The sequence below is a fragment of the Bacillus sp. BML-BC051 genome (assembly GCF_019656175.1).
GTDB classification, from domain to species: Bacteria; Bacillota; Bacilli; order Bacillales; family Bacillaceae_G; genus Bacillus_A; species Bacillus_A mobilis.
In genome coordinates this window covers 30,800-56,893 of the sequence record NZ_BPLI01000014.1, presented here as the reverse complement: position 1 = coordinate 56,893, position 26,094 = coordinate 30,800, and the positions used below count along the sequence as shown (strand labels likewise).

33 protein-coding genes are annotated in these 26,094 nt (G+C 36.8%); 5 read left to right on the top strand and 28 right to left on the bottom strand.

The annotated features are described in order from the left end of the window. Positions 1-49: 49 nt before the first annotated feature. The 12 genes from recN to accB all read right to left on the bottom strand — a co-directional run bounded on the left by recN (position 50) and on the right by accB (position 12,078). Positions 50-1,789: a DNA repair protein RecN gene (gene recN / locus K5S59_RS06245; protein ID WP_000947744.1), complete on the bottom strand. Its 1,740-nt coding sequence runs from the start codon at positions 1,787-1,789 to the stop codon at positions 50-52. 267 nt (positions 1,790-2,056) lie between these two features. Beyond that, positions 2,057-2,506, bottom strand: a complete 450-nt coding sequence (gene argR / locus K5S59_RS06240; RefSeq protein ID WP_001032581.1) for an arginine repressor ArgR — start codon at positions 2,504-2,506, stop codon at positions 2,057-2,059. Between the two features lie 142 nt (positions 2,507-2,648). Next, a complete protein-coding gene (locus K5S59_RS06235; protein ID WP_120450859.1) occupies positions 2,649-3,488 on the bottom strand; it encodes a TlyA family RNA methyltransferase in 840 nt (279 codons plus the stop codon). A 3-nt stretch (positions 3,489-3,491) separates the two neighbouring features. Continuing rightward, entirely contained in the window at positions 3,492-5,384 is a 1,893-nt protein-coding gene (gene dxs, locus K5S59_RS06230; protein ID WP_000366438.1) for a 1-deoxy-D-xylulose-5-phosphate synthase, read from the bottom strand. 302 nt (positions 5,385-5,686) lie between these two features. Beyond that, positions 5,687-6,577, bottom strand: coding sequence for a (2E,6E)-farnesyl diphosphate synthase (ispA, locus tag K5S59_RS06225; protein ID WP_000150372.1), 891 nt, complete (start codon positions 6,575-6,577; stop codon positions 5,687-5,689). After that, positions 6,577-6,807 carry an exodeoxyribonuclease VII small subunit gene (gene xseB, locus K5S59_RS06220; protein WP_000428423.1) on the bottom strand — a complete coding sequence of 77 codons (231 nt, stop codon included), beginning with the start codon at positions 6,805-6,807 and terminating at the stop codon, positions 6,577-6,579. Before xseB ends, ispA begins: the two co-directional genes overlap by 1 nt. Continuing rightward, positions 6,797-8,155 (bottom strand): exodeoxyribonuclease VII large subunit, encoded by a 1,359-nt coding sequence (gene xseA, locus K5S59_RS06215; protein WP_000415270.1) that lies wholly within the window; start codon positions 8,153-8,155, stop codon positions 6,797-6,799. The genes xseB and xseA overlap by 11 nt, the downstream gene beginning before the upstream one ends. 26 nt (positions 8,156-8,181) lie before the next feature. Beyond that, positions 8,182-9,042 carry a bifunctional methylenetetrahydrofolate dehydrogenase/methenyltetrahydrofolate cyclohydrolase FolD gene (gene folD, locus K5S59_RS06210; RefSeq protein WP_000226737.1) on the bottom strand — a complete coding sequence of 287 codons (861 nt, stop codon included), beginning with the start codon at positions 9,040-9,042 and terminating at the stop codon, positions 8,182-8,184. Positions 9,043-9,065: 23 nt separating this feature from the next. Beyond that, positions 9,066-9,458, bottom strand: coding sequence for a N utilization substance protein NusB (nusB, locus tag K5S59_RS06205; RefSeq protein WP_000830249.1), 393 nt, complete (start codon positions 9,456-9,458; stop codon positions 9,066-9,068). A 347-nt stretch (positions 9,459-9,805) separates the two neighbouring features. Further along, positions 9,806-10,198, bottom strand: coding sequence for an Asp23/Gls24 family envelope stress response protein (locus K5S59_RS06200; protein WP_000807630.1), 393 nt, complete (start codon positions 10,196-10,198; stop codon positions 9,806-9,808). Between the two features lie 22 nt (positions 10,199-10,220). Beyond that, on the bottom strand, positions 10,221-11,573 hold the full coding sequence (accC, locus tag K5S59_RS06195) for an acetyl-CoA carboxylase biotin carboxylase subunit (protein WP_000592872.1): 1,353 nt from the start codon (positions 11,571-11,573) through the stop codon (positions 10,221-10,223). Between the two features lie 16 nt (positions 11,574-11,589). Next, positions 11,590-12,078: an acetyl-CoA carboxylase biotin carboxyl carrier protein gene (gene accB / locus K5S59_RS06190; protein WP_000472874.1), complete on the bottom strand. Its 489-nt coding sequence runs from the start codon at positions 12,076-12,078 to the stop codon at positions 11,590-11,592. Positions 12,079-12,548: 470 nt separating this feature from the next. Here accB and K5S59_RS06185 point away from each other — a divergent pair, with 470 nt between their 5' ends. Next, on the top strand, positions 12,549-12,743 hold the full coding sequence (locus tag K5S59_RS06185) for a DNA recombination protein RecO (protein WP_080000182.1): 195 nt from the start codon (positions 12,549-12,551) through the stop codon (positions 12,741-12,743). Positions 12,744-12,841: 98 nt separating this feature from the next. On the opposite strand, the gene K5S59_RS06180 is transcribed toward K5S59_RS06185, so the two are convergent. From K5S59_RS06180 to K5S59_RS06140, 9 genes are read right to left on the bottom strand one after another with little or no spacing between them, the layout of a single operon-like run. After that, on the bottom strand, positions 12,842-13,498 hold the full coding sequence (locus tag K5S59_RS06180; RefSeq protein WP_000914713.1) for a SpoIIIAH-like family protein: 657 nt from the start codon (positions 13,496-13,498) through the stop codon (positions 12,842-12,844). Between the two features lie 15 nt (positions 13,499-13,513). Continuing rightward, positions 13,514-14,176, bottom strand: a complete 663-nt coding sequence (gene spoIIIAG, locus K5S59_RS06175) for a stage III sporulation protein AG (protein ID WP_000368869.1) — start codon at positions 14,174-14,176, stop codon at positions 13,514-13,516. Beyond that, on the bottom strand, positions 14,166-14,798 hold the full coding sequence (gene spoIIIAF, locus K5S59_RS06170; protein WP_001161040.1) for a stage III sporulation protein AF: 633 nt from the start codon (positions 14,796-14,798) through the stop codon (positions 14,166-14,168). The genes spoIIIAG and spoIIIAF overlap by 11 nt, the downstream gene beginning before the upstream one ends. 12 nt (positions 14,799-14,810) lie before the next feature. Beyond that, a complete protein-coding gene (gene spoIIIAE, locus K5S59_RS06165) occupies positions 14,811-15,983 on the bottom strand; it encodes a stage III sporulation protein AE (RefSeq protein ID WP_000943696.1) in 1,173 nt (390 codons plus the stop codon). Between the two features lie 10 nt (positions 15,984-15,993). Continuing rightward, entirely contained in the window at positions 15,994-16,377 is a 384-nt protein-coding gene (spoIIIAD, locus tag K5S59_RS06160; protein ID WP_077393170.1) for a stage III sporulation protein AD, read from the bottom strand. A gap of 23 nt (positions 16,378-16,400) precedes the next feature. Then, positions 16,401-16,604, bottom strand: coding sequence for a stage III sporulation protein AC (gene spoIIIAC / locus K5S59_RS06155; protein ID WP_000020914.1), 204 nt, complete (start codon positions 16,602-16,604; stop codon positions 16,401-16,403). A gap of 14 nt (positions 16,605-16,618) precedes the next feature. Then, positions 16,619-17,134 carry a stage III sporulation protein SpoIIIAB gene (gene spoIIIAB, locus K5S59_RS06150; protein ID WP_000238690.1) on the bottom strand — a complete coding sequence of 172 codons (516 nt, stop codon included), beginning with the start codon at positions 17,132-17,134 and terminating at the stop codon, positions 16,619-16,621. Then, a complete protein-coding gene (gene spoIIIAA, locus K5S59_RS06145) occupies positions 17,128-18,054 on the bottom strand; it encodes a stage III sporulation protein AA (protein WP_120450861.1) in 927 nt (308 codons plus the stop codon). The genes spoIIIAB and spoIIIAA overlap by 7 nt, the downstream gene beginning before the upstream one ends. Before the next feature lie 27 nt (positions 18,055-18,081). Beyond that, entirely contained in the window at positions 18,082-18,363 is a 282-nt protein-coding gene (locus tag K5S59_RS06140; RefSeq protein ID WP_000816054.1) for a YqhV family protein, read from the bottom strand. A 189-nt stretch (positions 18,364-18,552) separates the two neighbouring features. Between K5S59_RS06140 and K5S59_RS06135 the strand changes: the two genes are divergently transcribed. Both K5S59_RS06135 and K5S59_RS06130 read left to right on the top strand, forming a co-directional pair. Next, on the top strand, positions 18,553-19,131 hold the full coding sequence (locus K5S59_RS06135; protein WP_120450862.1) for a GNAT family N-acetyltransferase: 579 nt from the start codon (positions 18,553-18,555) through the stop codon (positions 19,129-19,131). Beyond that, on the top strand, positions 19,112-19,432 hold the full coding sequence (locus K5S59_RS06130) for a hypothetical protein (protein WP_097843927.1): 321 nt from the start codon (positions 19,112-19,114) through the stop codon (positions 19,430-19,432). The genes K5S59_RS06135 and K5S59_RS06130 overlap by 20 nt, the downstream gene beginning before the upstream one ends. 35 nt (positions 19,433-19,467) lie before the next feature. On the opposite strand, the gene efp is transcribed toward K5S59_RS06130, so the two are convergent. From efp to K5S59_RS06110, 4 genes are read right to left on the bottom strand one after another with little or no spacing between them, the layout of a single operon-like run. Continuing rightward, entirely contained in the window at positions 19,468-20,025 is a 558-nt protein-coding gene (gene efp / locus K5S59_RS06125) for an elongation factor P (protein WP_000626520.1), read from the bottom strand. A 21-nt stretch (positions 20,026-20,046) separates the two neighbouring features. Further along, positions 20,047-21,108 carry a Xaa-Pro dipeptidase gene (gene pepQ / locus K5S59_RS06120; protein ID WP_097843928.1) on the bottom strand — a complete coding sequence of 354 codons (1,062 nt, stop codon included), beginning with the start codon at positions 21,106-21,108 and terminating at the stop codon, positions 20,047-20,049. A gap of 4 nt (positions 21,109-21,112) precedes the next feature. Beyond that, positions 21,113-21,553 (bottom strand): type II 3-dehydroquinate dehydratase, encoded by a 441-nt coding sequence (gene aroQ, locus K5S59_RS06115; RefSeq protein ID WP_000757087.1) that lies wholly within the window; start codon positions 21,551-21,553, stop codon positions 21,113-21,115. Positions 21,554-21,605: 52 nt separating this feature from the next. Then, positions 21,606-22,094: a YqhR family membrane protein gene (locus tag K5S59_RS06110; protein WP_000076901.1), complete on the bottom strand. Its 489-nt coding sequence runs from the start codon at positions 22,092-22,094 to the stop codon at positions 21,606-21,608. Between the two features lie 244 nt (positions 22,095-22,338). On the opposite strand from K5S59_RS06110, the gene K5S59_RS06105 reads away from it, so the two are divergent. Further along, positions 22,339-23,259, top strand: coding sequence for a DUF1385 domain-containing protein (locus K5S59_RS06105; protein ID WP_000807116.1), 921 nt, complete (start codon positions 22,339-22,341; stop codon positions 23,257-23,259). 79 nt (positions 23,260-23,338) lie between these two features. After that, positions 23,339-23,740 carry an SA1362 family protein gene (locus K5S59_RS06100; RefSeq protein WP_001014445.1) on the top strand — a complete coding sequence of 134 codons (402 nt, stop codon included), beginning with the start codon at positions 23,339-23,341 and terminating at the stop codon, positions 23,738-23,740. On the opposite strand, the gene K5S59_RS06095 is transcribed toward K5S59_RS06100, so the two are convergent. The 3 genes from K5S59_RS06095 to splB all read right to left on the bottom strand — a co-directional run bounded on the left by K5S59_RS06095 (position 23,737) and on the right by splB (position 26,051). Next, on the bottom strand, positions 23,737-24,399 hold the full coding sequence (locus K5S59_RS06095; RefSeq protein ID WP_120450863.1) for an HAD family hydrolase: 663 nt from the start codon (positions 24,397-24,399) through the stop codon (positions 23,737-23,739). The genes K5S59_RS06100 and K5S59_RS06095 overlap by 4 nt on opposite strands. A 53-nt stretch (positions 24,400-24,452) precedes the next feature. After that, positions 24,453-24,881, bottom strand: coding sequence for a transcriptional regulator MntR (gene mntR, locus K5S59_RS06090; protein ID WP_001143071.1), 429 nt, complete (start codon positions 24,879-24,881; stop codon positions 24,453-24,455). 144 nt (positions 24,882-25,025) lie between these two features. Next, on the bottom strand, positions 25,026-26,051 hold the full coding sequence (splB, locus tag K5S59_RS06085; protein ID WP_368858747.1) for a spore photoproduct lyase: 1,026 nt from the start codon (positions 26,049-26,051) through the stop codon (positions 25,026-25,028). Positions 26,052-26,094: the final 43 nt, after the last annotated feature.

The window sequence follows — 26,094 nt, the reverse complement described above, 5'->3', positions numbered from 1 at the left end:
TATAACCGGAAGAATTAAGAAATCATTATTTGAGAAAAAAAGCTATCCATTACTGGATAGCCTCTGCTGTCTGTTTAAAATGATGCGCTTGCGTAAGTAATTCTTTCGCATGTTCTGTCGTTAAATCTGTAATTTCCACACCAGAAATCATTCGAGCTATTTCTGTTACTTTATCCTCCATAGTTAAAACGGTAACTGATGTAATTGTCCGATCATTCGCTACTTGTTTTCGAATAAATAAATGTGAATCCGCCATTGAAGCTACTTGAGGTAAGTGCGTAATACAAAGTACTTGCGAGTTTACTGATACTCGATAAATTTTTTCTGCAATAGCCTGTGCAACTCGACCACTTACACCAGTATCCACTTCATCAAAAATAACAGATGCAACACCTTGATGCTTAGAAAAAATGCTTTTTAAAGCTAAAATAATACGAGATAACTCTCCGCCAGAAGCGACCTTTGAAAGTGGTTTTAGCGGCTCACCTGGATTTGTTGAAATATAAAATTCCACATGATCATAGCCATCCGCTGTCAGCCTTACCGGGGCCCCCTCCACAAGAGGCTCTTCAGCATTTCCTTCTCTCTTCATGATTCTCACTTCAAATTTTGTTTTCTCCATATATAATTCTTTTAATTCCTGATGAATGGCATTTGTAAGATGCTCTGCAAGCTCATGACGCATATTACTTAACGACGTCGCTTCTTTCAGAATAACACTTTCTAATTCCTTTAATTGCTTCTTCGTCGTTTCAATATGAACGTCTTTATTCTCAATGGTAAAAATTTCTTGTTCAATTTTATCAGCATACGCTAAAATCTCTTCTACAGTATTTCCATATTTTCTCTTTAGCATACGAATTTCATTTAAACGTGTTTCAATTTCGTCTAAACGATTCGGATCATATTCCATCATATCGAGCTTTTCTCTAAGTTGATATGCAACTTCTTCTAATAAGTAGTAGCTATTTGCAATTGAATCATGGTTTTCTTGATACACTTCATCTAAATGTGTAATACTCTCCATTTGTCCCATTGCGCTTCGTATATTATCTAATCCTTGTCCGTCAGCGCTTAGTGAGCGATATGCATCGCCTAATGCTTTGTAAATTTTTTCAAAATTAGAAATTTGCAATCGTTCTTCAGTTAACTCATTTTCTTCATCCATCTTTAAATCCGCCTTACGGATTTCTTCATGCTGGAATTGAATTAAATCTAAACGATGCGCCATCTGTTGTTCATTTTCACTTAACGATTTTAACTGTTTTTTTAACTTCTCATAGTCAGCGTATACATTTTGATATATACTCAATTGTTTAACAATGCGATCTCCATCAAAATGATCAAGCATAAACATATGACGCTCTTCATTCATTAAATCTTGTGTTTCGTGCTGCCCATGAATATCAACAAGTGTTTTTCCAATTTCCTTTAATATACTAAGGGTAACCAGTTTCCCATTTACACGACATACACTTTTCCCGTTTGCAGCGATATCACGCTTCAAAATAATCATGCCGTCTTCTATTTCTATATCCAACTCTTCTGCCTTTTCAATACATGGATGCTTATCATCTTCTACATAAAATAGCCCTTCTATCTCAGCTTTTTCTGTTCCGTATCGAACAAATTCCGCTGAACCACGGCCACCTACAAGTAAACTAATCGCATCAATAATAATCGATTTTCCGGCCCCTGTTTCACCACTTAAAACCGTTAATCCTTTTTGAAAAGAAATATTTAATGCCTCAATAATAGCAAAGTTTCTAATCGATAATTCCGATAACAATGCCCCATTCACCTCGTTATAAACTAATCCCCTATTAAGGGCTTTTCTCAGTTCTTCATTCAAATAGTCATACTATATGTTTGTATGTATAAATTACTTTTCTAACCGCTCCATTGTACCAAACATTTGTTTTACGGGTCAATCCACCTATTTTCTAATTTTATTCAAAGAAAATATTATATTACAATTAAGAATTCACATTTTTGACCAATAAAAATATCCTGTTCACTTTCCACTTTACAGAGGAAAGCAAACAAGATTTTTTTGTTACAACATATTTAAGAAACGATCAGAGACAACACCTGTATCTTCAGGTGTACGGCAAATAATTAAGCAAGTATCATCACCACAGATGGTTCCGATGATCTCATCCCACTCTAAATGATCAATAAGTGCTCCAAGTGAATGAGCGTTACCAGGCAATGTTTTTAGCACAAGCATATGTCCTGCCGTGTCTAATTTTACAAATGAATCCACTAGATTGCGTTTTAATTTTTGTAACGGGTTAAATCGTTGATCTGCTGGCAAGCTATATTTATAGCGCCCATCATGTAATGGCACTTTCACTAAGTGCAGTTCTTTAATATCGCGCGATACCGTTGCTTGCGTTACATTAAATCCCTCATTACGTAAAATATCAACTAATTCATCTTGTGTTTCAATTTCTTTGTTCGCAATAATTTCCCTGATTTTAATATGGCGCTGACCTTTATTCATACATTTGCACCTCACACTATCTCTTACCATAGTTTAAACGTTGGTATACTTCACTTATTTATGTTAACTTATAATTCGTTGCTTGTACACAATTGTTTTTACAATCATTATACAATTACAACAAAAAGAGGAACAACATATGTTATTCCCCTTTTCCTTTTTGTTTTAGGACATCATGCGCCTCTGTAACTACTTGCTCAACAGAAACTGGAGAATGATTTTCGCCATTCTCACGTTCACCATGCCATTTCAGATGAATTAAAAATTCAATATTACCATCCCCGCCCGTAATTGGTGAGAATGTTAAACCTTCTACGTCGTATCCTTCTTTTATAGCAAAATCGACAATCATTCCCACGACAGCTTCATGTACTTTTCGATCACGAACGATACCTTTTTTCCCAACTTGCTCTCTTCCAGCTTCAAACTGCGGTTTAATTAACGCTGCTACATCCCCATTAGGCATAAGCATTGTTTTTAAAACTGGCAATATAAGCTTTAATGATATAAATGAAACATCGATACTAGCAAATTGCGGTAAACCACGCTCTAAGTCTGCTGGTGTTACGTAACGAAAGTTTGTTCGTTCCATTACGACAACACGCTCATCTTGACGTAATTTCCACGCAAGCTGATTGTATCCTACATCTAATGCATAAGATAATTTCGCTCCATTTTGAAGCGCACAATCTGTAAAGCCACCAGTTGATGAACCAATATCTATCATAACTTTATCTTGTAAATTCAAATGAAATGTCTCTAATGCCTTTTCAAGTTTATAACCACCACGGCTTACATACGGCATAACTTGTCCCTTCACCGTAATCTCTGTATCTTGTGGGATTTTCTCTCCTGGCTTATCAAGTCTCATCTCATTCGCATATACAAGCCCCGCCATAATGGCGCGTTTTGCTTTCTCACGTGTTTCTATAAGCCCTCGTTCTACTAATAGTACATCTACTCTTTCTTTTTTTGCACTCATTTGTTACGCCCTTTTTTGTTTTGATGGAATCATTGTATGAATACGGTCTACAACAGCATCTGTCGTTAAACCAATTTCTTCTAATAATTTTGTTACACTACCGTGCTCTATGAAACGGTCTGGAATACCCATTCTTTCAACTAACGCACTATGGTACCCGTTCTCAGACGCAAATTCAACTACTCCCGTTCCAAAACCACCGATTAAGCAAGCTTCTTCAATCGTTAAAATCGGTATATTTTTTCCTAAGAGGTCATGTAAATATGCTTCATCCATCGGTTTAATAAAGCGTGCGTTAACTACTTTCACTGAAACTCCAGCCTTTTCAAGACGCTCAGCCGCTTCCATTGCCATTGGTATTGTCGTACCAAATGTTAAAATAGCCGCTTGTGTACCTTCTTTTAACGTTTCCCATGAACCGATTGGAATCGCCTTTAATTCTTCATCCATATGAACGCCAAGTCCATTACCGCGCGCATAACGTAATGCGATTGGTCCATCTTCATATTGCATCGCCGTATATACTAAATGTTGCCCTTCATTTTCATCTTTTGGCATCATAAGTACCATATTCGGCAAATGACGTAAGAATGAGATGTCAAATACACCTTGATGCGTTTCACCATCTGCTCCTACTAAACCAGAGCGATCGATTCCGATGAAGACATTTAAATTTTGGCGGCATATATCATGAACAACTTGATCATATGCTCTTTGTAAAAATGTTGAATAAATCGCTAAGAATGGCTTCATTCCTTGCGTCGCCATACCCGCTGCCATTGTTGTAGCATGCTGCTCTGCAATACCTACATCAATCATACGATCCGGGAATTCTTTTTGGAATTTCTCAAGTTTCGATCCAACAGGCATTGCAGGTGTAATTGCAACGATACGCTCATCCGTTCTCGCTAGCTTAAGTACCGTATCACTAACAACAGCACTCCATGCTGGTGCAACTTCTTTCGGTTTAACGAAGTCACCTGATTCAATTTTATAAGGTCCTGTTCCATGCCAAGTTCCAATAACATCACTCTCAGCTGGCTTATAACCTTTTCCTTTTTTCGTAATAACATGAACAAGTACTGGGCCTTTTGTTTTCTTTGCATATTGCAACGTTTCGAATAACTTTTCATAATCATGCCCATCAACTGGACCTAAATATGTAAAGCCTAATTCTTCAAAAAAGACACCAGATACTAGTAAATATTTAAGACTATCTTTTATTTTCTCTGCTGTCGCAGCAACTTTTCCACCGACTGCTGGGATTTTCTTCAATATATACTCTAGTTCGTCTTTTACCCAATGGTATTTTCCTGCGGTACGTAGACGTCCAAGCACATTATGAAGTGCGCCAACGTTTGGTGCAATTGACATTTCATTATCATTCAAAATAACAATCATGTCTGTTTTTTCATGTCCAATATGGTTCAATGCTTCTAAAGCCATTCCGCCTGTTAAAGCACCATCTCCAATGATTGGTATAACATATTCTTTCGTTTTCTTTAAATCACGTGCTAGAGCCATTCCCATTGCAGCAGATAACGATGTCGAGCTATGGCCAGTTTCCCATACATCGTGCTCACTCTCGCAACGTTTTGGGAAACCACATAGGCCTTGATATTGCCTTAATGTACCGAATTCCTTTGCACGTCCTGTTAAAATCTTATGTACATAGGATTGATGTCCTACGTCCCATAAAAATTTATCTTTCGGACTATCAAATAATTTATGCAGAGCAATTGTGAGTTCTACTACACCTAAATTAGGTGCAATATGTCCACCTGTTTGAGAGAGCTCTTCAATTAAAAACTTACGAATATCCTCACTCAATCCCTCTAGTTCACCGATAGACATATCTTTCAAAAAACTAGGGTTTTGAATTTGCGTTAGATCCACATGGATCACTCACTTTCATTTCATAATCTGTCAACATGTCAAATATTATAAAAAACATTTACACAAAACAAGAAATTCTCTTTTTTTATTTTTCACCTTGTCCTGCTATTAACCAGTCTATTGCGCCCTAATCCTATTATAAACTATATTTCTTTAGGCGATGAAAAAAATAGCCGCTAACACGAAGTGATAACGGCAATGTAATCTACATATATTTTTGCCAATAACAAGAAAAGAAAAACCTTTTCCTACATTTATATCATAAAATGATGAATGACTCAACAAATGGAAACGCTGTTATATTAGTTATTACGTTTTGCAATCAAATCGCAAATAGATAGTAAATATTCATCTTGTAATTGCAAGGAACCAATAGCATCTTTTGCTTTTGCAATTGTTTCTTCTAAAATACCCTTTGCTCTATCTACAGTAAATAACGTCGTATATGTGCTCTTTTCGTTGGAAACATCACTACCAATCGGTTTTCCAATCTCTTCTTCGGTTCCTTCCACATCTAGAATATCATCTCGAATTTGGAACGCTAGGCCGATATATTTGGCAAACGCAAGTAATTTTTCTTCTTGTTCTTCTGTGGCATCAGAAAGTATCGATCCGGCAAGTACAGCGAATTCAAGTAGTTTCCCAGTCTTATGCTTATGAATATACTCCAACTCATCAATCGTAAGCTGTTTCCCTTCAGCTTCCATATCTGCCACTTGTCCGCCAACCATTCCTTCTGGTCCTGCCGCTTTCGCAAGCTCCAGTACAAGTCTTACTTTTTTTTCAGCAGAGATTTCCTTTTGTTCATATGCCATAATTACTTGAAAAGCATACGTCAACAAACCATCGCCTGCTAAAACTGCCATCGCTTCACCAAATACTTTATGATTTGTGGGCTTCCCTCTTCTTAAATCATCATCATCCATACAAGGTAAATCATCATGAACTAACGAGTATGTATGTATCATTTCAAGAGCACAAGCTGCACCTACTCCAAGATTTCTTTCTTTACCAAACGCTTGTAATGTCGCAAATAAAAGTAACGGGCGGAGACGCTTTCCACCCGCTTCCAAAGAATATGCCATCGCTTCACGAAGTACATTTGGACATTGTAATTCATTTGCATAGCTTACAAGCTTCTCTTCTACGAAAGTTTTACTTTCTTTCAAAAAAGTATCAAAAGCAATAGTCACTATGCTTCATCTCCTAAAGCAGTAAACGGTTCAAGCTCTCCATCTTCCCCAAGAATAACTGCCATTTGTTCTTGTACGTTCTTCAACTTCTCATCACAAAGCTTAGATAATTCCATACCCTCTTTAAAATAAGAAATTGCTTCTTCTAAAGGTACGTCACCTTGCTCTAGCTTAGAAACGAGATGCTCAAGTTGCGAAATTGCCTCTTCAAAGCTTAATTTATTTTCCATTATTCAATTCACGCTCCTCTATGCCTGATACGCTACAATCTAGTATTCCATCTTGTAATTGAACTGAAACAGCATCTCCAAGGCTGACATCTTTCACACTTTTTAACACTTGCTTCTCTTCATCATATACAAGCCCGTACCCTCTCATCATTACTTTGAGCGGACTTAACGCTTCAAGTTTTTGAGCAACTCTTACAAAGGCAAATTCTTTCGTTTGAAGTAATGTTTGCATTTCACGTTGTAATTGCTTTTGCAATGTTTCAACCGCTACCTTTGTTTGCATAATTTTTTGAGCTGGGTGGTGCTTCTCTAAATAAAATGAAAGCTGTTTTAACTGATTTACCTTTTTATCAATATAGCGCTCTTTCGCTAAAACAAGCTGTTCTAACGCTCTATCTAATTGCTCTTCTTTTTGTTCATATACTTGTCTTGGATAGCGGAACGCATAAGATTTTTGCAATACTTGTAGTTTTTCTTCTTTTTTATGTACTAACTCTCTCATTGCTCTTTGCAATCTTAGAGTTCTTTGTAATACCTTTTCTTGTAACTCTATAATGTTAGGCGCTGCTAGCTCAGCTGCTGCAGTCGGTGTCGGTGCACGTAAATCGGCAACAAAATCCGCAATTGTAAAGTCCGTTTCATGACCTACTGCTGAAATAATAGGGATTTCACTCTTGAAAATGGCCCTTGCAACCATTTCTTCATTAAACGCCCATAATTCCTCAATAGAGCCTCCCCCTCGCCCAACGATTAGGACATCTATCTCTCCCATTTCATTCGCTGTACGAATCGCTTGTACAATTGAGGGAGCTGCTGACTCCCCCTGTACAAGTACCGGAAACACAATAACATTTCCAATTGGATAACGACGTTTAATCGTTGTTATAACATCACGAATCGCTGCCCCTGTTGGCGACGTAATCACACCTATTGTTTTAGCATAAGGAGGAATTGTTTTTTTATAAACTTGAGAAAACAAACCTTCTTCCTCTAAACGAACCTTTAATTGTTCGTAAGCTAAATGCAGGTTTCCGACTCCGTCAGGCTGCATGTCTTGAATATAAATTTGATAAGAACCACTCGCCTCGTAAACGGAAATTTTCCCTTTCACAAGTACCTTCATCCCATTTTCAGGTCTGAATTTAATATTACGATTATGACCCGCAAACATAACCGCTGCGATTCTTGCATTTTCATCTTTCAATGTAAAGTACATGTGGCCACGACTATGATTTTTAAAGTTGGAAATTTCACCTTTTAACCAAACAGACTGCAAATGCGGATCATATTCTATTTTTGTTTTTATATAGCGTGTTAACGCTGTAACGGTTAAATATTGTTTTTCCATTTCTCTCTCCTCATAGCCGACTCAAATTATTTACAAACGACACCTGCACGCTTCGCAGATTCAACAGTATTATGAAGAAGCATTGTGATCGTCATTGGACCAACACCCTTTGGCACAGGTGTAATGTAACCTGCAACATCTAACACGTTGTCAAAATCAACATCACCACAAAGTTTACCTGTTTCTAAACGGTTTACACCAACGTCGATTACAACCGCTCCTTCTTTCATATAATCAGCTGTTACCATTTTAGGTCGTCCAACAGCTACGATTAAAATATCAGCTAACTTCGTCAACTCTTTCATATTTTGCGTTTTAGAATGACAATATGTGACAGTTGCATTTTCATTTAAGAACAATTGCCCCACTGGCTTGCCGACAATATTACTTCTTCCAATTACTACAACATGTTTTCCCGAGATATCAAGATTTGTTTCTTTTACTAATTCTACAATACCGTGCGGTGTACATGGAAGGAATGTATCTTGTCCCGTCATCATACGTCCCACGCTGATTGGGTGAAATCCATCTACATCTTTTTCTGGTGAAATTCTTTCAATGATAGCTTTTTCTTCAATATGTTTTGGTAAAGGTAATTGCACTAAAATGCCATTAATACGGTCATCGCCATTTAAGCGATCGATTTCAGCAAGCAAGCGCTCCTCAGTAATTGTTTCAGGAAGTTCAATTAGCTCTGAATAGATTCCTACTTGTTCACAGCCCTTTTCTTTTCCTTTTACATAAGAACGAGATGCTGGATCTTCTCCAACTAGAATAACTGCTAATCCTGGTACAATCCCTTGCTCTTTCAACTTCACAACTTCTTCTGTTAATTGTGCTCGTTTTTTCTCCGCAACTTCATTTCCTTTGATGATTACTGCTACCATTTTAAGATTCCCCCTTAAAGAAATTACAGTGTATCTTTTATATTAGATAAAACGCCGTTAATAAAACGACGAGATTCCTCATCCCCAAATGTTTTAGCAATTTCAATCGCTTCGTTAATTGTTACGTTGTGTGGAATTTCTTCCATGTATTTCATTTCATACACAGCTACACGTAAAATACTGCGATCAACAATACTAATACGCTCCAGCTTCCATTTTTTTAAGTTTTGACGAATCGCTTCATCAATTACTTCTTTATTTTCTACAAAACCTACTACAAGTGATTCTAGAAATTCATTTGTTTCTTCACCTTCATCTAGCGTGTTTTCCACAGCTACTTTCGGTTCTAATTCACCTGTAATATCCATTTGATATAATGCTTGCATCGCTCTTTCTCTAGCCGTCCTACGTTTCATTGTAACTCTCCTTTATGCTTCAAGTCTTTCCTTATGCTTTGTTATATTATTATAATTTATAAGCCGTCAATTCACTTACTCTTACAGTTTTCATTGATTTTCCAACCTTATAATACAATGATAATAACACAATTTATCGTTTCACACACGGGTTACAAGGCTGAAAAATAATAAAAAGATTAACTTCAAGTTCCATATCTTATCACAATGTACGTTTTTTGGAAAAACGAAACATTTCCTTTTTGATTTCTCATTTTTTGAAATAGTATAATAATTAGAGGGTTTTAATTTGTGAAGAAATGAAACGATAAAAAAGGTGCCTATGTTACTAGGCACCTTTTTCATTCTTACACTGGTTCGATTTCTGTTTTTTGTGTTTCGAATGTTACGCCAACGATGTGAACATTCACTTCTTTTGGCTCAAGCCCTGTCATTGTAAAGAGTGCCTGGCGAATGTTGTCTTGAATCTTTTGTGCAACAACTGGAATTGCTACGCCAAAATACATCACAACATAAAGGTCAACGATAATATCTTCGTTTGCTAATTCCACCTTTACACCTTTACCATGATTTTTCTTACCTAACTTCTCAACAACATCTGTAGCAAAATTACCACGCATTGCCGCTACACCTTCTACCTCAGCAGCTGCAATACCTGCGATTACTTCAATTACTTCTGGTGCAATTTCTACTTTACCAAGAGTTGTATCTTGACCCATATCTAACATATGTTCAGCCATGAAAAAAACCTCCTTTAATGTATCACTGCGTCACAAGTTCATGCTCTTCCAAAAATTTCGTATTAAACTCACCTTTTACAAAATCAGGATGATCTAACAATTGCAAATGGAACGGGATTGTTGTATGTACGCCTTCAATGACAAACTCACTGAGTGCACGCTTCATTTTTGCAATTGCCTCTTCACGTGTTTTTCCGTGAACAATTAATTTAGCAACCATCGAATCATAGAAAGGTGGGATTGAATATCCCGGATATACAGCTGAATCGACGCGAATACCAAATCCGCCTGGCGGCAAGTACATTTCTACTTTACCTGGAGATGGCATAAATTTTTTGGCAGGGTTTTCCGCATTAATTCGGCATTCAATTGCCCAACCATTAAATTGTACTTCTTCTTGCTGTAACGATAACTTTTCTCCAGAAGCAACACGAATTTGTTCTTTAATTAAATCCATCCCTGTTACCATTTCGGTAACTGGATGCTCAACTTGAATTCTCGTATTCATCTCCATGAAATAAAAGCTTTTCGTTCTATATTCATAAATAAACTCAACCGTACCAGCACCTGTATAATCAACCGCTACCGCCGCTTTAACTGCCGCATCACCCATCTGCTTGCGAACATTTTCATCAAGTGCAGGTGATGGACTTTCTTCTAGTAGTTTTTGCAAGCGGCGCTGAATTGTACAATCACGCTCTCCTAAATGAATGGCATTTCCATGTGTATCTGCCATTATTTGAATCTCAACATGGCGGAAATCTTCAACGTACTTTTCTAAGTATACACCAGGGTTCCCAAAAGCGGTACTAGCTTCTTGCTGTGTAATTTGAATTCCTTTTACAAGCTCTTCTTCATGGCGCGCAACACGAATACCTTTTCCGCCGCCACCTGCAGTCGCTTTAATAATAACTGGATATCCAATTTGATTAGCAAGCTCGATCGCTTCTTCGGTATTTTTAATAATCCCTTGTGAACCTGGTACAATCGGAACCCCTGCTTCTTTCATTGTATCACGAGCAACGTCTTTTGTGCCCATCTTTGAAATAGCTTCTGGACTCGGACCGATAAAAATCAAGTTACATTCACGGCATAGCTCTGCAAAATCTGCATTCTCTGCTAAAAATCCGTATCCCGGATGAATAGCATCACAGCCTGTTAACTTCGCAACACTAATAATGTTCGTCAAATTTAAATAGCTTTCTTTCGAAATCGTTGGTCCTACACAATACGCCTCATCAGCAATTTGTACGTGAAGTGACTCTTTATCTGCTTCTGAATAAATTGCGACTGTTTCAATATCCATTTCTTTACAAGCACGAATAATTCGTACAGCAATTTCCCCACGATTGGCTATTAATACTTTTTTTATCATCACAAAGACTCCCTTATTACGCTTTTACAAGAAATAGCGGTTGTCCATACTCCACAAGTTGTCCATTATTAACAAGAATCTCAACAATTTCACCATCTACATCAGCATCGATTTCGTTAAATAATTTCATAGCCTCGACAATGCATACGATAGAATCTTTTGATACTCTATCCCCTACACTTACATATGCAGGTGTATCAGGCGAAGAAGAAGAATAAAATGTACCTACCATTGGTGATGTAATTTTATGTAGGTTTTCATTTTGAACAGCTTTTTTCTCTTCTTGTTTTGGTACTTCCACTTGTGCTGCCGCTACTGTTGTTTCAACTTCAACAGGTGCTACTGGTTGCACGACTTGTTTTGCTACAGGTGCTTGCACAGCAACAACTTCATTACCACGCTTTTTCATTTTGATTGTTGTACCATCTTTTTTGTATTCAAATTCATCAATATTAGAGCTATCAATTAATTTAATTAATTCACGAACTTCTTGAATTTTAAACATGTAAAATCCACTCCCATACTCTTGTTTGTCCCGTTTTTACAGATTCTCGTCACTTAAACTAGATTGACTGTAAAAATACGATGTACTCTATTAGAAAATACATTTCATTTACTAATAGAAATTATTACTATTTCCATCTTACGATAAATTTTTTAAACATTCCAATTTATATTTCTTTATAATAAATCGAAACTCCTGTAAAAATATTATTTCAATAAAAAATTTATTACCTAGTAATAATACCAAGTTTCATGCAAAATTGGCAAGACCACTTCCTAAAAAACATTCCTTACTTTTTCAAAATGCTACAAAGTAAACATATCATTACCGCTCCACTCTTCACTTCATCTATAGTCAACAACATATTTTTACCAAATATTATTTTTTTGTTTACACCTCGTTCATCATTCCTTCATATAAGAATAGTATGTTCAAAGTGTAGAAAATATATCGTATCGAGGTGTGGACATATGATATGGCTCATTCTCTTCTTACCTGCCGTAATGATCTGGGCATTCGTTCTCTTCATCCACGTCAAATCCGGAAAAAGTAATCATCATTACCATGAACCGCTAATCTTTTACTCACAACGTATTTCTCCGTTCCGAGTTGAACATAGTAAAAATAACTACAAAGACGAAACGGAAAAAAGCTATCGAAAATGATAGCTTTTTCTATTATTATCTTTATCTAACTATTTTCAAACACTCCGATTCGTAAAAGCTAATAATCCGCGGAGGATTTCCCCGCGGATTATTAGCTTTTATTTTGTTGGTGGATCAAATTTCACACCTACATCTTTTGAGCCGCCTTCACTTCTTACAAGCTGTATAATTTTATTCGCTTCTTTTTGTGAATGCTTTGCTGCTTTCACAGTTACTCTAATGTCAGTTCCATCAGCTCTTACAAGGGCATCTTTATATCCTCCTTGAGACTTAATTACTGTCTCAAGTAATTCTTGCTTCGTTTCCATTGTAGTAATTGCATCAAAATTTTCTTTCGCTTTATTCTTTTCTGTTGCTGAAGATTTTGCTGAACTCATCACTTCTTGTAATTTTGCTTTTTGTTCACTTCGCTGATCTTCCATTTGCATACGTAATGCTGTGAAATTTTCATCACTTGATTGAACTGTTACGTTAGCATCTTTTTTACTCGTTTCTTTTTGAGCATTCTCTTTTTTGTTTGTTTCTTTGTTTGTGTCTTTATTTGATGTTTCTTTGCTTGTAGTTTCTTTTTTTGGCGTTTCTTTCGGTGCTTCATTTGTTACTGCTTTATCAGTACCTTGTTTTTCTTGTCCAATCTTTTCACCTGTTGCCGGCGATGCAGTATTCATTTTGTCAGGAGTTGTTACGTAATAAACAGATAGTACAACAACTAAACTTAACATCGTTAATAGCCAAACCGTTTGTTTTTTTAACACTTTATTTCCTCCCTATCAATTTTTCGGCGAAACTGAAACACGATGGGCTGGTACATCTAGGAGCCGTATTACAGCTTCTTTTACCATCGCTTTAACTTGTATATTATCCACTCCCTTTGCTACGACAAGGACACCTCGCACTTTCGGTTTCTCTGTTCGTAAAACAACGGGAGTTTCTTTATCACCTTCACGTATAATGACTGTCTTTTCATCAAGTGACTCATCTTCTACTTCCCTCTTACCACCTGTCTTATCTGTTTCACCTGTTGTTTGTGAACGTTTCACTGTATTTTTTTCTAATATTTTTTCTTCAGATGAATCTAAATTCACTTTAATCGTTACATCTTTTACTCCCGCTATTTCTTCTAAGGCTGCTTTTAATTCTTGTTCATACGCTTTTTCATACTTTTCTACATTTGACATACTATCGTTATTTTTTTGTCCGAAAGTTGGTACGTCTTTTTCTTGGTTTTGCGTTTTTTGTTCTTTAAATACAGGTACTTCTTCTTTTTTACTTGAAAAAAGACTACTAGAAAACATAAGCAAAATCCCAAGTATGAGTAGGACAAGTAAAAACTTAGGTGTTATCTTTTTTCCCTTCTCATTGCTTTCTTTTTCATCCCCATTCAATAAGTTTCGAAAAAATGAGAACTTCGAATTTTTATCTTTATTGTCCATTTACTCTACCTGTCCTCCCTTCCATTTGAACTTGGATTTGTTTATTCTCTAGTTGCCACCTGCTTGAAAAGAAATCTTTCATTTCTACATTCGTTTCTTCTACTTTTTTCGGAGGTTCCTTCGTGTTAATTTCAACTGGTTTTACTGTTTCGATTGCATCATTTTTACTACGTTCGTTTTCTTTCAACGTCACAACAACAGTTTGAATATCTTTTGCTGACTTTACTTCCGCTGTACTTTCCGCTGCGACTATTTGTATTTCAGAGACTGTCATACCATACTTTTTCTCGAATTCTTTTCCTACTTCTTTTTTCATTTTGGTAGCCATCTCTTCTAAACTATATGCACGTGTTAGAGCTTGTATTTCTTTTTTCTTCGAATCTATTGAATTTTTTACAGATCCTTCTGCTACGTACTTCTCTTCATTAAAATTTGCGATTACTTCATTCACATCTGTTTGCAGTAGTTTAAAAAGGGGCGTTAAGATTAAAACAACTAATAATAGACTTACAACGAATTTAACGTACTTTTGCAAATTTGAATTTGGAAGAATAAGATGAAGCATTGTCGCTAAGAGTAAAAAAACGATAATATTTCTAATCCACTCTGTAACAAATTGCATACCCTTCACCTCCTACCGCATCATAAGTGTAATGTTCCCCGCAGCAATAATAATTGTGATACTTAAAAAGAACATAAATGATACGATAGCTAAGCAAGCAAATACATAAATGATGCTTCGCCCGATAATATCTAAACATTGAATAATTGCTCCGCTGCCAACTGGCTGTAATACTGCTGCTGCGAATTTATAAATAAACGCGATACAAAAAATTTGAATCGCTGGAAAAGCAACAATTAAGCATAGAATGACGAGCCCGATAATTCCGACTGTGTTTTTTAATAATCCCGATGCACTAATAACAGTATCCGCCGCCTCTGTGAACATTCTTCCTACTACGGGAATAAAGTTCCCTGTTACAAATTTAGCAGTTTTCACAGCGATTCCATCAGCAACAGCTGTCGCTGTTCCTTGTACAGATAATACCCCTAAAAAAATCGTTAAAAAAATACCGATAATCCCAACGCTAACGTTTTGCAAAAGCTTGGACAATTTCGTAACTTTATATTGATCACTCATCGTACTTACAATACTTAATATCGTTGCAAGTAATAAAAGTGGTAGAACGATATAATTCATCAAAAGCCCGCTCGTGTTCATTAAAAAGATAATAATCGGATGAAAAAACGATACAGATACAACACCACCTCCAGTTGCTATGAGTGCAAGCAAGATTGGCAATAGCGCTAATATGAAATCTACCATTGTTTGTATCGTTTCTCTTGCATATGTCATGACGACATAAAAACTATTTAAAGCGAAAATAATAAGTACCATATATACAACAGCATCCGCAATTTTACTTACACTGCTCTTTGAAAATGCAGATTGCAGTGATTGCAACAATGCACTAAAAATTGTAAGCATAATGAGCGTTCCAAGTAGCTTCCCATTTGCAACAAGCTCGTGAAATAAATACTTTAATAAACCTAGCATCCACTCTTTTATAGAAATTTCTTTTTCTCCCTTTACAAACTCCATAAAGCTACCTTTTTGACTCTCTGGTAAATAACCTCCATATTTTGTAACAAGCCCGTCCCAAAATTGCTTCACATCTTCAATTCCGAGCTTATCCAATTGTTGATCAACGACGTTTGTTTCTACAGGAGAAGCTTGTACAACAACCGGTAAAGAAAAGAAAAGGAAGCAAGCAAATAGCAGCTTAGCTCCAAACCCCCTCAACATTCACTCCCCCTTATCCCGTCGGTAAAAATCCGAGAATAGTTTCAATTACAACTGTCAAAATGGGGATCGCCATTACTAAAATTAAGATTTTTCCAGCTAATTCAATTTTTGAAGCGATTGCACCCTGCCCTGCATCTTTTGTAATTTGTGCTCCAAACTCAGCAATATAAGCAATCCCAATAATTTTTAGCAACGTTTCTACATATACGTTGCTAACTTTCGCTTCACTCGCTACTCTCTCAATCATTTGTAAAATAGAGTGAATTTGATCAATTAAAATAAGAAACATCACGCTACCTACGAACACAATAAATAACGACGTAATGCTAGATTTATGCTGATTTAATACAGCCGCTAAAAACGTAGCAACGAGGCCTAATCCGACAATTTGTATAATTTCGATTCGAACCGCCTCCTTTACTGGAAGAGAAAGACACTCTTAATCTTGTCGAATAGCGTATTAATTAAAAATGCCACATGAAATAAAATAACGACAAAACCGACAAGGATAACCCAATTTGCAATATCCTCTCGCTTTAATTCTTTTAGTACGGTATGAATAAAAGCTAAAACAATGCCGATTCCGGCGATTTGAAATATTAATCCAACATCAATGGACATCGCCTTTCTCCCTCCTATAGCAGTAAAATTACGATAAGTAGCCCTGCTAGTACCCCTAAGCTCTTAATCATTTTTTCATATTGCAATTGTAACGCTTTCGCTTCTTCTTCTTCTCTCTCTAAATGTGTAATGCATAAGCGAATATGTTTTTGTTGCGATTCACGATCATGTTGTCCGAGCGTTTCGCCAAATTGCTGCAAAATCTCGTACTCAGTTTGTTGAAATGCTGTTAGCTTCCAATTTTCTTTCAAACTATCTATCCAAGCTTCTCTTACTGTTTGTTCTCCGCTTTCTAGCCTTCTAGCGAAACTTTGAAATATCCAATTTAACGGCTTCGGCATTTGTTTCACTAATCGCTCGGCGGCTTCAGACAAAGGTGTATGCCCATACATAATTTCTGCCTCTAATGATTGAAGTGCCGCTTTTAATAATCTAAGTTGCCGCGGCCTCTCGCTATATTTTTTTGCGTATGAAAATCCGAAAAAGGTGCTGACCGCAACGATTAACACTGCACCAAATATTTTTACCATACGCCCTCAGCCTTTCTATGAGGTAATACCGATTTTCCATATTTATCTTTCACTTGCATAACTGTTCCTGGCCCTCTCGCTTTTGATAGCTCCACAAACCTATCAAATATGCCGAGCTCCAGCACCACCTTTAGCGACGGGCGTTTCACAACATCATCATAAGAAAATCCATGTGCACTTATAAAAAGCTGAACCCCTGCATGCACCGCCTCCATAATTGCCTCACTATCTTCTTTACGTCCGATTTCATCTACAATCAAAATATCTGGACTCATAGAACGGATCATCATCATCATTCCTTCAGCTTTTGGACATGCGTCTAACACATCTACTCTTGTGCCAAAGTCATATTGCGGGATGCCTTTCACGCAGCCTGCAATTTCTGACCGTTCATCTACAATCCCGACTTTACAAGAAGGAATGTTCGAAGCACTTACCCCTTGACTCATACAGCGTGCTACATCTCTTAAAAGTGTTGTTTTCCCTGTTTGCGGCGGACCAATAACCATCGTGTTTAACCATCGTGATTCATACAAATACGGCAAAAGTGGTTCAGCAATTCCTATTTTTTGACGAGCGATACGAATATTAAAGGAAGAGACATCTCGAATCATTTTCACTGCGCTTTTTTCTGTAATAACTTTTCCAGCTAAGCCGATTCTATGTCCTCCTCGTAGTGTCACATACCCACGTTTTAATTCCTCTTCCATCGTATAAATTGAGAATTGACTTAACTTGTTCAATAAGTAAATAGCATCCTCTGCTGTAACGACATAGTCATAAAAAAACACTTCACCATGAGCAATACACTCTAGCGGTCTTCCAATTCGGACACGGATTTCCTCTAGAGCATCGTACTGCTTACAACTTTCCACTAACTGCTTCATCGTTTTCGGTAAAACTTCTAATACTTCTTTCATCAGCTTCTCCCCACTATACTCGACTTACTATTTCAACAACGCGATAAAAATGCAGCCAATTCCAAGCGCTAGAAAAAAGAGTTTCAAGAAAGAAATCTCACTTGCCACACTCGCTATGCCTATTGTCATTGTTAAAATTAATACGGTCGGTCCAACAAACGCCAACATACCATTTATAAACAATGCCTTCTTCGCATCATTCACATAGAGCATAAGCAAAGCGGCGAATATTTCCGCGCTACCTGAAAACAACCGAAGTAGCCCCATTACAAGCACAGATGTTTCCATTGCCGCTAGCCACTGTTTCATTCTCCCACCTTCTCCCATAACGGTTACTAGTGCGTATGCTAAAAAAGAATATATTTGTACAACCATATGCAGAGGTTGTCTATTTCAGAAGTAAAAACATAATTTTTATCTAACGCTTTTATACAATCTGAACATTCGTATTATTTAATGGTATATTATGGTACATTTAATTAAAAAGGGGTATAGACGATGCAACACGTTACTTTAGTACCACTCGATTTACGCTATGCAAATGTGATTTTTAAGCTATCAAGTGATTCACGCGTAAAAAATGCATTAGGAATAAAAGTAGAAAAGATCGAAGATACGAAAGCATTTCTTCTTTTCGCAATAGAAGAAGAGCGCCAAAAAAGATCTTTATCGAGAATGATTGTAAATGAAGAAAACGAAATAATTGGTCTCACCACACTTAAACATATTAATTATGAGAAGAAACAATCTCACATTGGTAGTTGGCTCGGCTATCCATACTGGGGAAAAGGATATAATGAGGCTGCTAAAAAAGAAATCTTTAGAATTGCTTTTTTGGACTTACAACTTTCCTACGTATTTGCTGGCGCTAAAATGAATAATGTCCGCTCGTTAAAAGCACAAGAAAAACTGCCTTATATTTCATTGCATGTGGAAGATAGATTCCCCGGTGAACATTCTGCCTTAGAGAATGAAGTACAATCTTCTTGTGTACTACATGTCGTGCCACGTGAAAAATTTCTAAATTGGCTAGACCTACAAAAGGAGAAGGAAAAATATGAAGGTAGTAAAAATTAGTTTAACAGTCGTAGTAGAATTAGCTCTTATTTATCTTTTTTCATTATTGGTCAGTTGGTCATTTATGGAGACCTTTTTCCTTGGTAGTTTAGCGATATTTGCAATTACTTGGCTAATTATTATGAGTAATCATAGAAACAACATTACAGATCATGCAATCAGTAAAACACTGACTGGCGTTGAGACTGGCGAGATAAGACCATTTCAAATTGTTTTGACCCCATACATTATGGGTACTCTTTCACTTGTCTTAGTTAGTTTTGTTATAACGGCGATTTATTATCTGCCCTATTTCCTATAAAAAAAGCACTCGTGATAATCACGAGTGCTTTTTTACTATGCACGAGAAACGTATTTACCTTCACCAGTGTTGATGATAAGCATTTCGCCTTCGTTAATGAAGATTGGTACTTGTACAACAAGACCAGTTTCTAATGTAGCTGGTTTTGTTACGTTAGAAGCTGTATCTCCTTTAATACCTGGCTCTGTTTCTGTAACTTGTAATTCAACTGTGTTTGGAAGTTCAACACCAAGTACTTCATCTTGGTATGTCATAATAGATACTTCCATGTTTTCTTTTAGGAATTTAAGTTCGCGCTCGATTTGTTTTTCACCAAGTTCGATTTGCTCATAAGTTCCGTTATCCATAAATACGTGAGACTCGCCGCTCGCGTATAAGTATTGCATACGACGGTTTTCGATGTGTGCTTTTTCTACTTTTTCACCTGCACGGAATGTTTTCTCTTGAACAGATCCTGTGCGAAGGTTACGTAGTTTAGAACGAACGAATGCAGCACCTTTACCTGGCTTTACGTGTTGGAAATCCATTACTTGCCAAAGGGCATTATCCACTGAAATTGTTAAACCTGTACGAAAATCGTTTACTGAAATCATGTAAAAAAATCCTCCTGTATATTACAAAATAATAAGTTCTTTTGGTGATTTCGTAATTACTTCATTACCTTCACTTGTTACAATGATATCATCTTCAATACGTACGCCGCCAATACCTGGAATATAAATACCTGGTTCTACTGTTACAGCCATACCTGGTTCAAGAACTGTATCAGAACGGAACGCTAAACCTGGTGCTTCATGGATTTCAAGACCGATTCCATGACCAGTAGAGTGTCCGAAGTATTCACCGTATCCTTTTTCCGTTATGTAATCGCGCGTTAACGCATCCGCTTCACGGCCTGTTAAACCAGCTTTAATACCGTTCACACCACGTAGTTGTGCTTCTAAAACGATATTATAAATTTCTTTCAATTTATCAGATGGTTCACCAACTGCAATCGTACGAGTAATATCAGAGCAATATCCTTTGTAATAAGCGCCGAAGTCTAATGTAACGAAATCTCCTGTTTCTATCACTTTTTCAGATGCCACGCCGTGCGGTAATGCCGAACGAAGACCTGAAGCAACGATAATATCAAACGAAGAAGATGTTGCTCCTTGTTTTCTCATGAAAAATTCAAGTTCATTTGACACTTCAATTTCAGATACTCCCGGGCGAATGAATGATAGAATATGTTCAAAGGCAGCATCTGCAATCTGTGCAGCTTCCTTTAATATCTTAATCTCTGAATCAGTCTTTATCAAGCGTAACTTTTCTACAAGCCCAGAAGTTGGGATAAATTCAGCCTCGATCGCTTCTTTATGCGCTGAATAAGAACTATATGTAAGAGTATCTTGCTCAAAGCCAAGCTTTTGAATTCCTAGTTCCTTCACTTGCTTTGCAACTTCATCAATGATTAATCCTGCATGCTGTACAATCTCGTATCCAACTGCTTGTTTACTAGCTTGCTCTACATACCGGAAATCTGTGATAAATTGAGCACGATTTTTCGAAATCAGTACAACACCAGCTGTTCCTGTGAAGTTAGCCATATATCTACGACTATGTTCATTTGTTAACAAAATACCGTCAATACCAGCCTCATCAAATGCACTTCTTAATCTTTCGATTTTCTCCATTACTTTATGCCTCCCTCAATTTCTCCATTAATGCAAATAACGCTAACTTATAGCCATAAAAACCAAATCCAACAATTTGTCCTGCACAAACAGCTGCCGTCACAGATTCATGACGGAACGACTCACGCTGGTGAATGTTAGAAATATGTACTTCAATAACAGGAATCGAAATGCTCGCAATTGCATCTCGAATCGCATAGCTATAATGCGTAAATGCTCCAGGATTTAAAATGATCCCTTCATATATATCTTCCGCCTCATGAATACGATCAATAATCGCACCTTCATGATTCGATTGGAAACATTCTAACTCCACTCCCATTGTTTCTGCTTCTTGCTTCATATCTGCTTCAAGTGTCGCTAGCGTGCCCTTTCCATATACATTTACCTCCCTGACACCGAGGCGATTTAGGTTAGGACCGTTTACGAGGAGTACCTTTTTCATATGCTTAAAACTCCTTAATATTAAATATCTATACAACATTTTAACATAGGAGTTACTTATTTGAATAGTTCGTCTTCTCTTCCCCTTCTCGCTCAGCTTTATTGGTATTTACTGCGTAGGAAACAGAATATGCTATAAACACACCATACAATATAAAAATGCATATCGTCGTCACAATTGTTTCTTTCGGTAAATGAAGTGCGCTTTTAATAGCAGGCGCTATTAACCCCATTCCGAAAAATAGTAACGCCCACCAAAATAGACCATAAATCATCCCTGGAAGAATTCCTTCAAACTTTGCTAAAAACGCTTTATACAAAAAGGCAATTACAATCGAAAGTAGTCCCATACAAACAATTCCTGACACATTGCCCCATACCCCTTCTTTCCAGCTTCCAAAGGCAAATGGTAAAAGTAAATAGTTCGGTCCCGCTTCCGTAAATGAAAATATATGAAGGAAATACCATATCCCTCCCCAAAAGACTCCACCAAATAAACCAATTTGTACAAAATTCCTTGTTCCTAATTGTTCTTGACTCACATCGACACCTCCGCTCAATAGTATGCCCGAAACTATTTTGAACCATGTTTAAATACTGCGAAATTTGTCTATAAAAAGAATAAGAAATGTCCGACTCTCATAACATTTTTCCTTGTCATATACTTGTATTTGTCGATAAAATAAAGGAAACTCGGTGATTGTCTTATTTCAAAATGACAGAACCCAGTATGACAATTGCCTCTTTTTCTACATAAGAGAGAAACAAATACAGGTTGGTGTTAACATGGCAGAAGAGTCAAAACAAATATATGGCGGGCAAGCAGTCATAGAAGGAGTTATGTTTGGCGGTAGAGAATATACTGTTACAGCGGTTCGTCGTAAAGATAAATCGATTGAATTTTATCGATTACCACGCGTTCGTAATAAAGCATTATCTATCCTGAAAAAAATCCCATTTTTACGAGGTATTGCCGCTATTGTGGATGCAAGTGCGAACGGAGCAAAACATTTAAACTTTGCTTCAGAACGATTTGATGTCCACCCAGAAGAAGACGAACAAATCGCAAATAACAAAGAAGAACAATCGAAATTAACGATGGTATTAGGAGTTGCAGCAGTTGGTGTTTTATCTTTCATATTTGGTAAAGTCATTTTCACAGCAGTTCCTGCACTACTAGCTGAATTAACGAGACCGATTTTCCCCTCTCATACAGGGCAAATCATTGTCGAAAGTGTCATTAAGCTCATGTTATTATTGAGCTATATATACTTTATTTCTTTAACCCCACTTATTAAGCGGGTATTTCAGTACCATGGTGCGGAGCATAAAGTAATTAATGCCTATGAGAATAACCTTCCAATGACTGTAGAAAATGTACAAAAACAAACTCGCCTTCATTATCGCTGTGGCAGTAGCTTTATTATATTTACAGTCATTATTGGAATGTTTGTTTATTTCCTTGTCCCTACAGATCCACTTTGGGCCAGGGTCGTAAACCGAATTTTATTAATTCCAGTCGTTCTCGGCATTTCTTTCGAAGTGTTACAGTTTACAAATCGATTACGCGATATTCCAGTATTACGTATACTTGGATATCCCGGATTATGGCTGCAACTGTTAACAACGAAAGAACCAACAGATGATCAAGTCGAAGTAGCCATTGCATCGTTTGAAGAATTATTACGTTTAGAAAACAAACAATAATTATTTAAAAATGGTGTTCAACTCCTTTCCTCATCGTTAATATACTATTTTTAATATATGTTTTTAGGAGGTGTTCCTTATGAACGGTCGTTCGTTTACTTTCGCTATATTTGTGCTTATTATCGGATTAGCAATATTCGGCCTTGTTTCATCTGTCATTACAGACCCAATGGGAGTGTTAAGAAATATTGGTATCATGTTGGCTGTCGTTGGTATCTTTTATTTACTCTACAAAATGTTTACAAACTCTAGTGGTTCCGCAAATTCGCAAAGCTCTTATAAGCGTGCTGCAAAACAATCGAACCGCAAACATGGGAAACAAAATGTAGCACCCCTAAGCAATTCTTTCTTTAAATCAAACGCTTCTAATGACAAAGGGAAAAAAGGCACTCCTTCCACTTTGAAGCGTAAAAGAAAACAATCTCATTTAACTGTCATTGAAGGTAAAAAAACAAAAAAGAAAGACCGTGCTTCCTTTTAGGAAATACGGTCTTTTTTTATACTTTGAAGCACTTCTTTCAAACTTTTATCTTTCATACTTTCAATTCGAAGGTGATGATTTTCAAAGGGTAAGTTCCGTGTCACATCATTAGGTACAACGACACACTTTAATCCTGCTGCAATCGCTGCTTTCAATCCATTTAACGAGTCTTCAAATACAACAGCTTCAGACGGATCAACCCCTAAATCTTCTATCGCAATTCGATAAAGTGCTGGATCTGGTTTTACCTTTTCAACATCTTCTCTCGTTTTAATGACTTCAAAATAATCTCGAATTTGTAGCTCTTCCAAAAAAGGAATAATCCATTCTCTAGATGAACTAGAGGCTAATGCGATTTTCAATCCCATTTCTTTCGCTTCCTCTAAATATTCTTTTACACCGTCACGAGCTTCTGTTATTTTCATTTTCTCTTTATGTAAAGTTTTCACTTTTTCTTTTAATACATGCTTGTTAAACTTCTCTTTTAGTTGCTCATTTAAATATGCATATAGTACATCATCTGTCGTTCCAATACATTTTGCAAATTCCTCTAAAGGTAACTCCCCGCCATACTCACGAACGGCTTCTCTGAAAGAGTGAAACCATATTGTTTCGGTGTCCACAATTAATCCATCAAAATCAAAAATAATTGCTTTCATAATTCTCCCATCCTTTTCGATTGAAATAAAAAAGGAAACGACATACGTTCCCCTTAATTACTTTTCTCTTCATTTGCTTTTTGAACGCCACGAAGTGTTTCCACTCGAACCTCATCTTGTTCAAAGTATTGCACTAAATCACCAATGCGGTCAATTGCTTCCCAGCTTAAATGATGTTCAATTCCTTCTACATCATTGTAAATTTTACTTTCATCCAAACCGATAATACGCATAAATTGCTCTAGCAAGTCATGACGGTATACGAGACGTTCACCGATTTTTTTACCTTTTGATGTTAATACAAGCCCTCTATATTTTTCATAAATTAGATATTCATCTTTGTCTAATTTTTGCACCATTTTTGTTACAGAGGATGGATGTACACTCAGCGCTTCAGCAATATCAGATACGCGGGCATAACCCTTTTCATCAATCAACAAATAAATTTGTTCAATATAATCTTCCATACTAGGGGTAGGCATCGGTTTCCTCCATCCAATTTCATTTTGCTCATTCCGTACGAAGCAATCAATAAAATGATACACCAGAAAGAATAACGTGACAAGTTGAAAACAAGCCTAAATATATAAAACAAAAAAGAATCTGTATTTGTATACAGACTCTTCTTAAGTAAAGTATTGTATTTCTGCATCAGGAAAAAACTCATGTATATAACCTCTTATTGTTTCTTCTAATACTTCCGCATCATCTTTTTTATATACGTATTTCCCGATTCCGTATCGTCCCCATTTATATTTACGCTTCTCTTCATCCATTTCAAGTTTCGTATTCGGATAACGCTCTTGAATGACCTTTTTTGCCGGTTTTGTAAAGCGATGTTGAATTAATTCAAACGTTAAATTCGGTATCGACAAATCTTTCAGCGCATTGTACAGTCGCTCAAATAATTCACGGTATCCTTCTTCCCATCCTTCATGCATATAAAGTGGCGCAACAATAAACCCAAGTGGATAACCCGCGCCTGCTACTTTACGAGCTGCTTCAATTCGTTCTTCAAACGGTGATGTCCCTGGCTCAAAATTTTTAATCACATATCGTGAATTAATACTAAACCTGAAACGAGTTTTCCCGTTGTGTTTTGCATCTAACAAATGATTAACGTGCGAATATTTCGTAACGAATCGTAAACGCCCATACTCACTTTCTCCAATGAATTCAATTGCTCGCTTTAATGCATGTGTTAAATGATCAATTCCAACGATATCTGATGTACAAGCCGCTTCGAATCTTGTTATTTCAGGAGCTCTTTCATCCATATATTGCTGTGCCTTCTCAAATATTTCATCCAGATTAACGTACACGCGAACGTAAGGCTTACTCCCAAGTGTCGTTTGCAAATAACAATAATGACAATGCCCCATACACCCTGTTGCGAGCGGGATTGCATATTCAGCTGACGGTTTTGACGTATCAAACTTTAATGTCTTCCTTACCCCAACAACAAGCGTTGCCTTTGCATTACGGTACTTTTGCAAATCATTTTCACCTGGTAAATTTCTAATTTGATTATGGGATGTCGTTTCACGAATTTCTAATCCCATCTTCGTAAATTTCTCATACAACTCTTTTCCAAGTGGATATTCAAGTGCCTTCGGTTCAAAGTAAACGATTTTTGGCATAAATGGTTTCATACGCTTCCCTCCTCTCGTTAGTATGGGACGCATCGAAAAATAA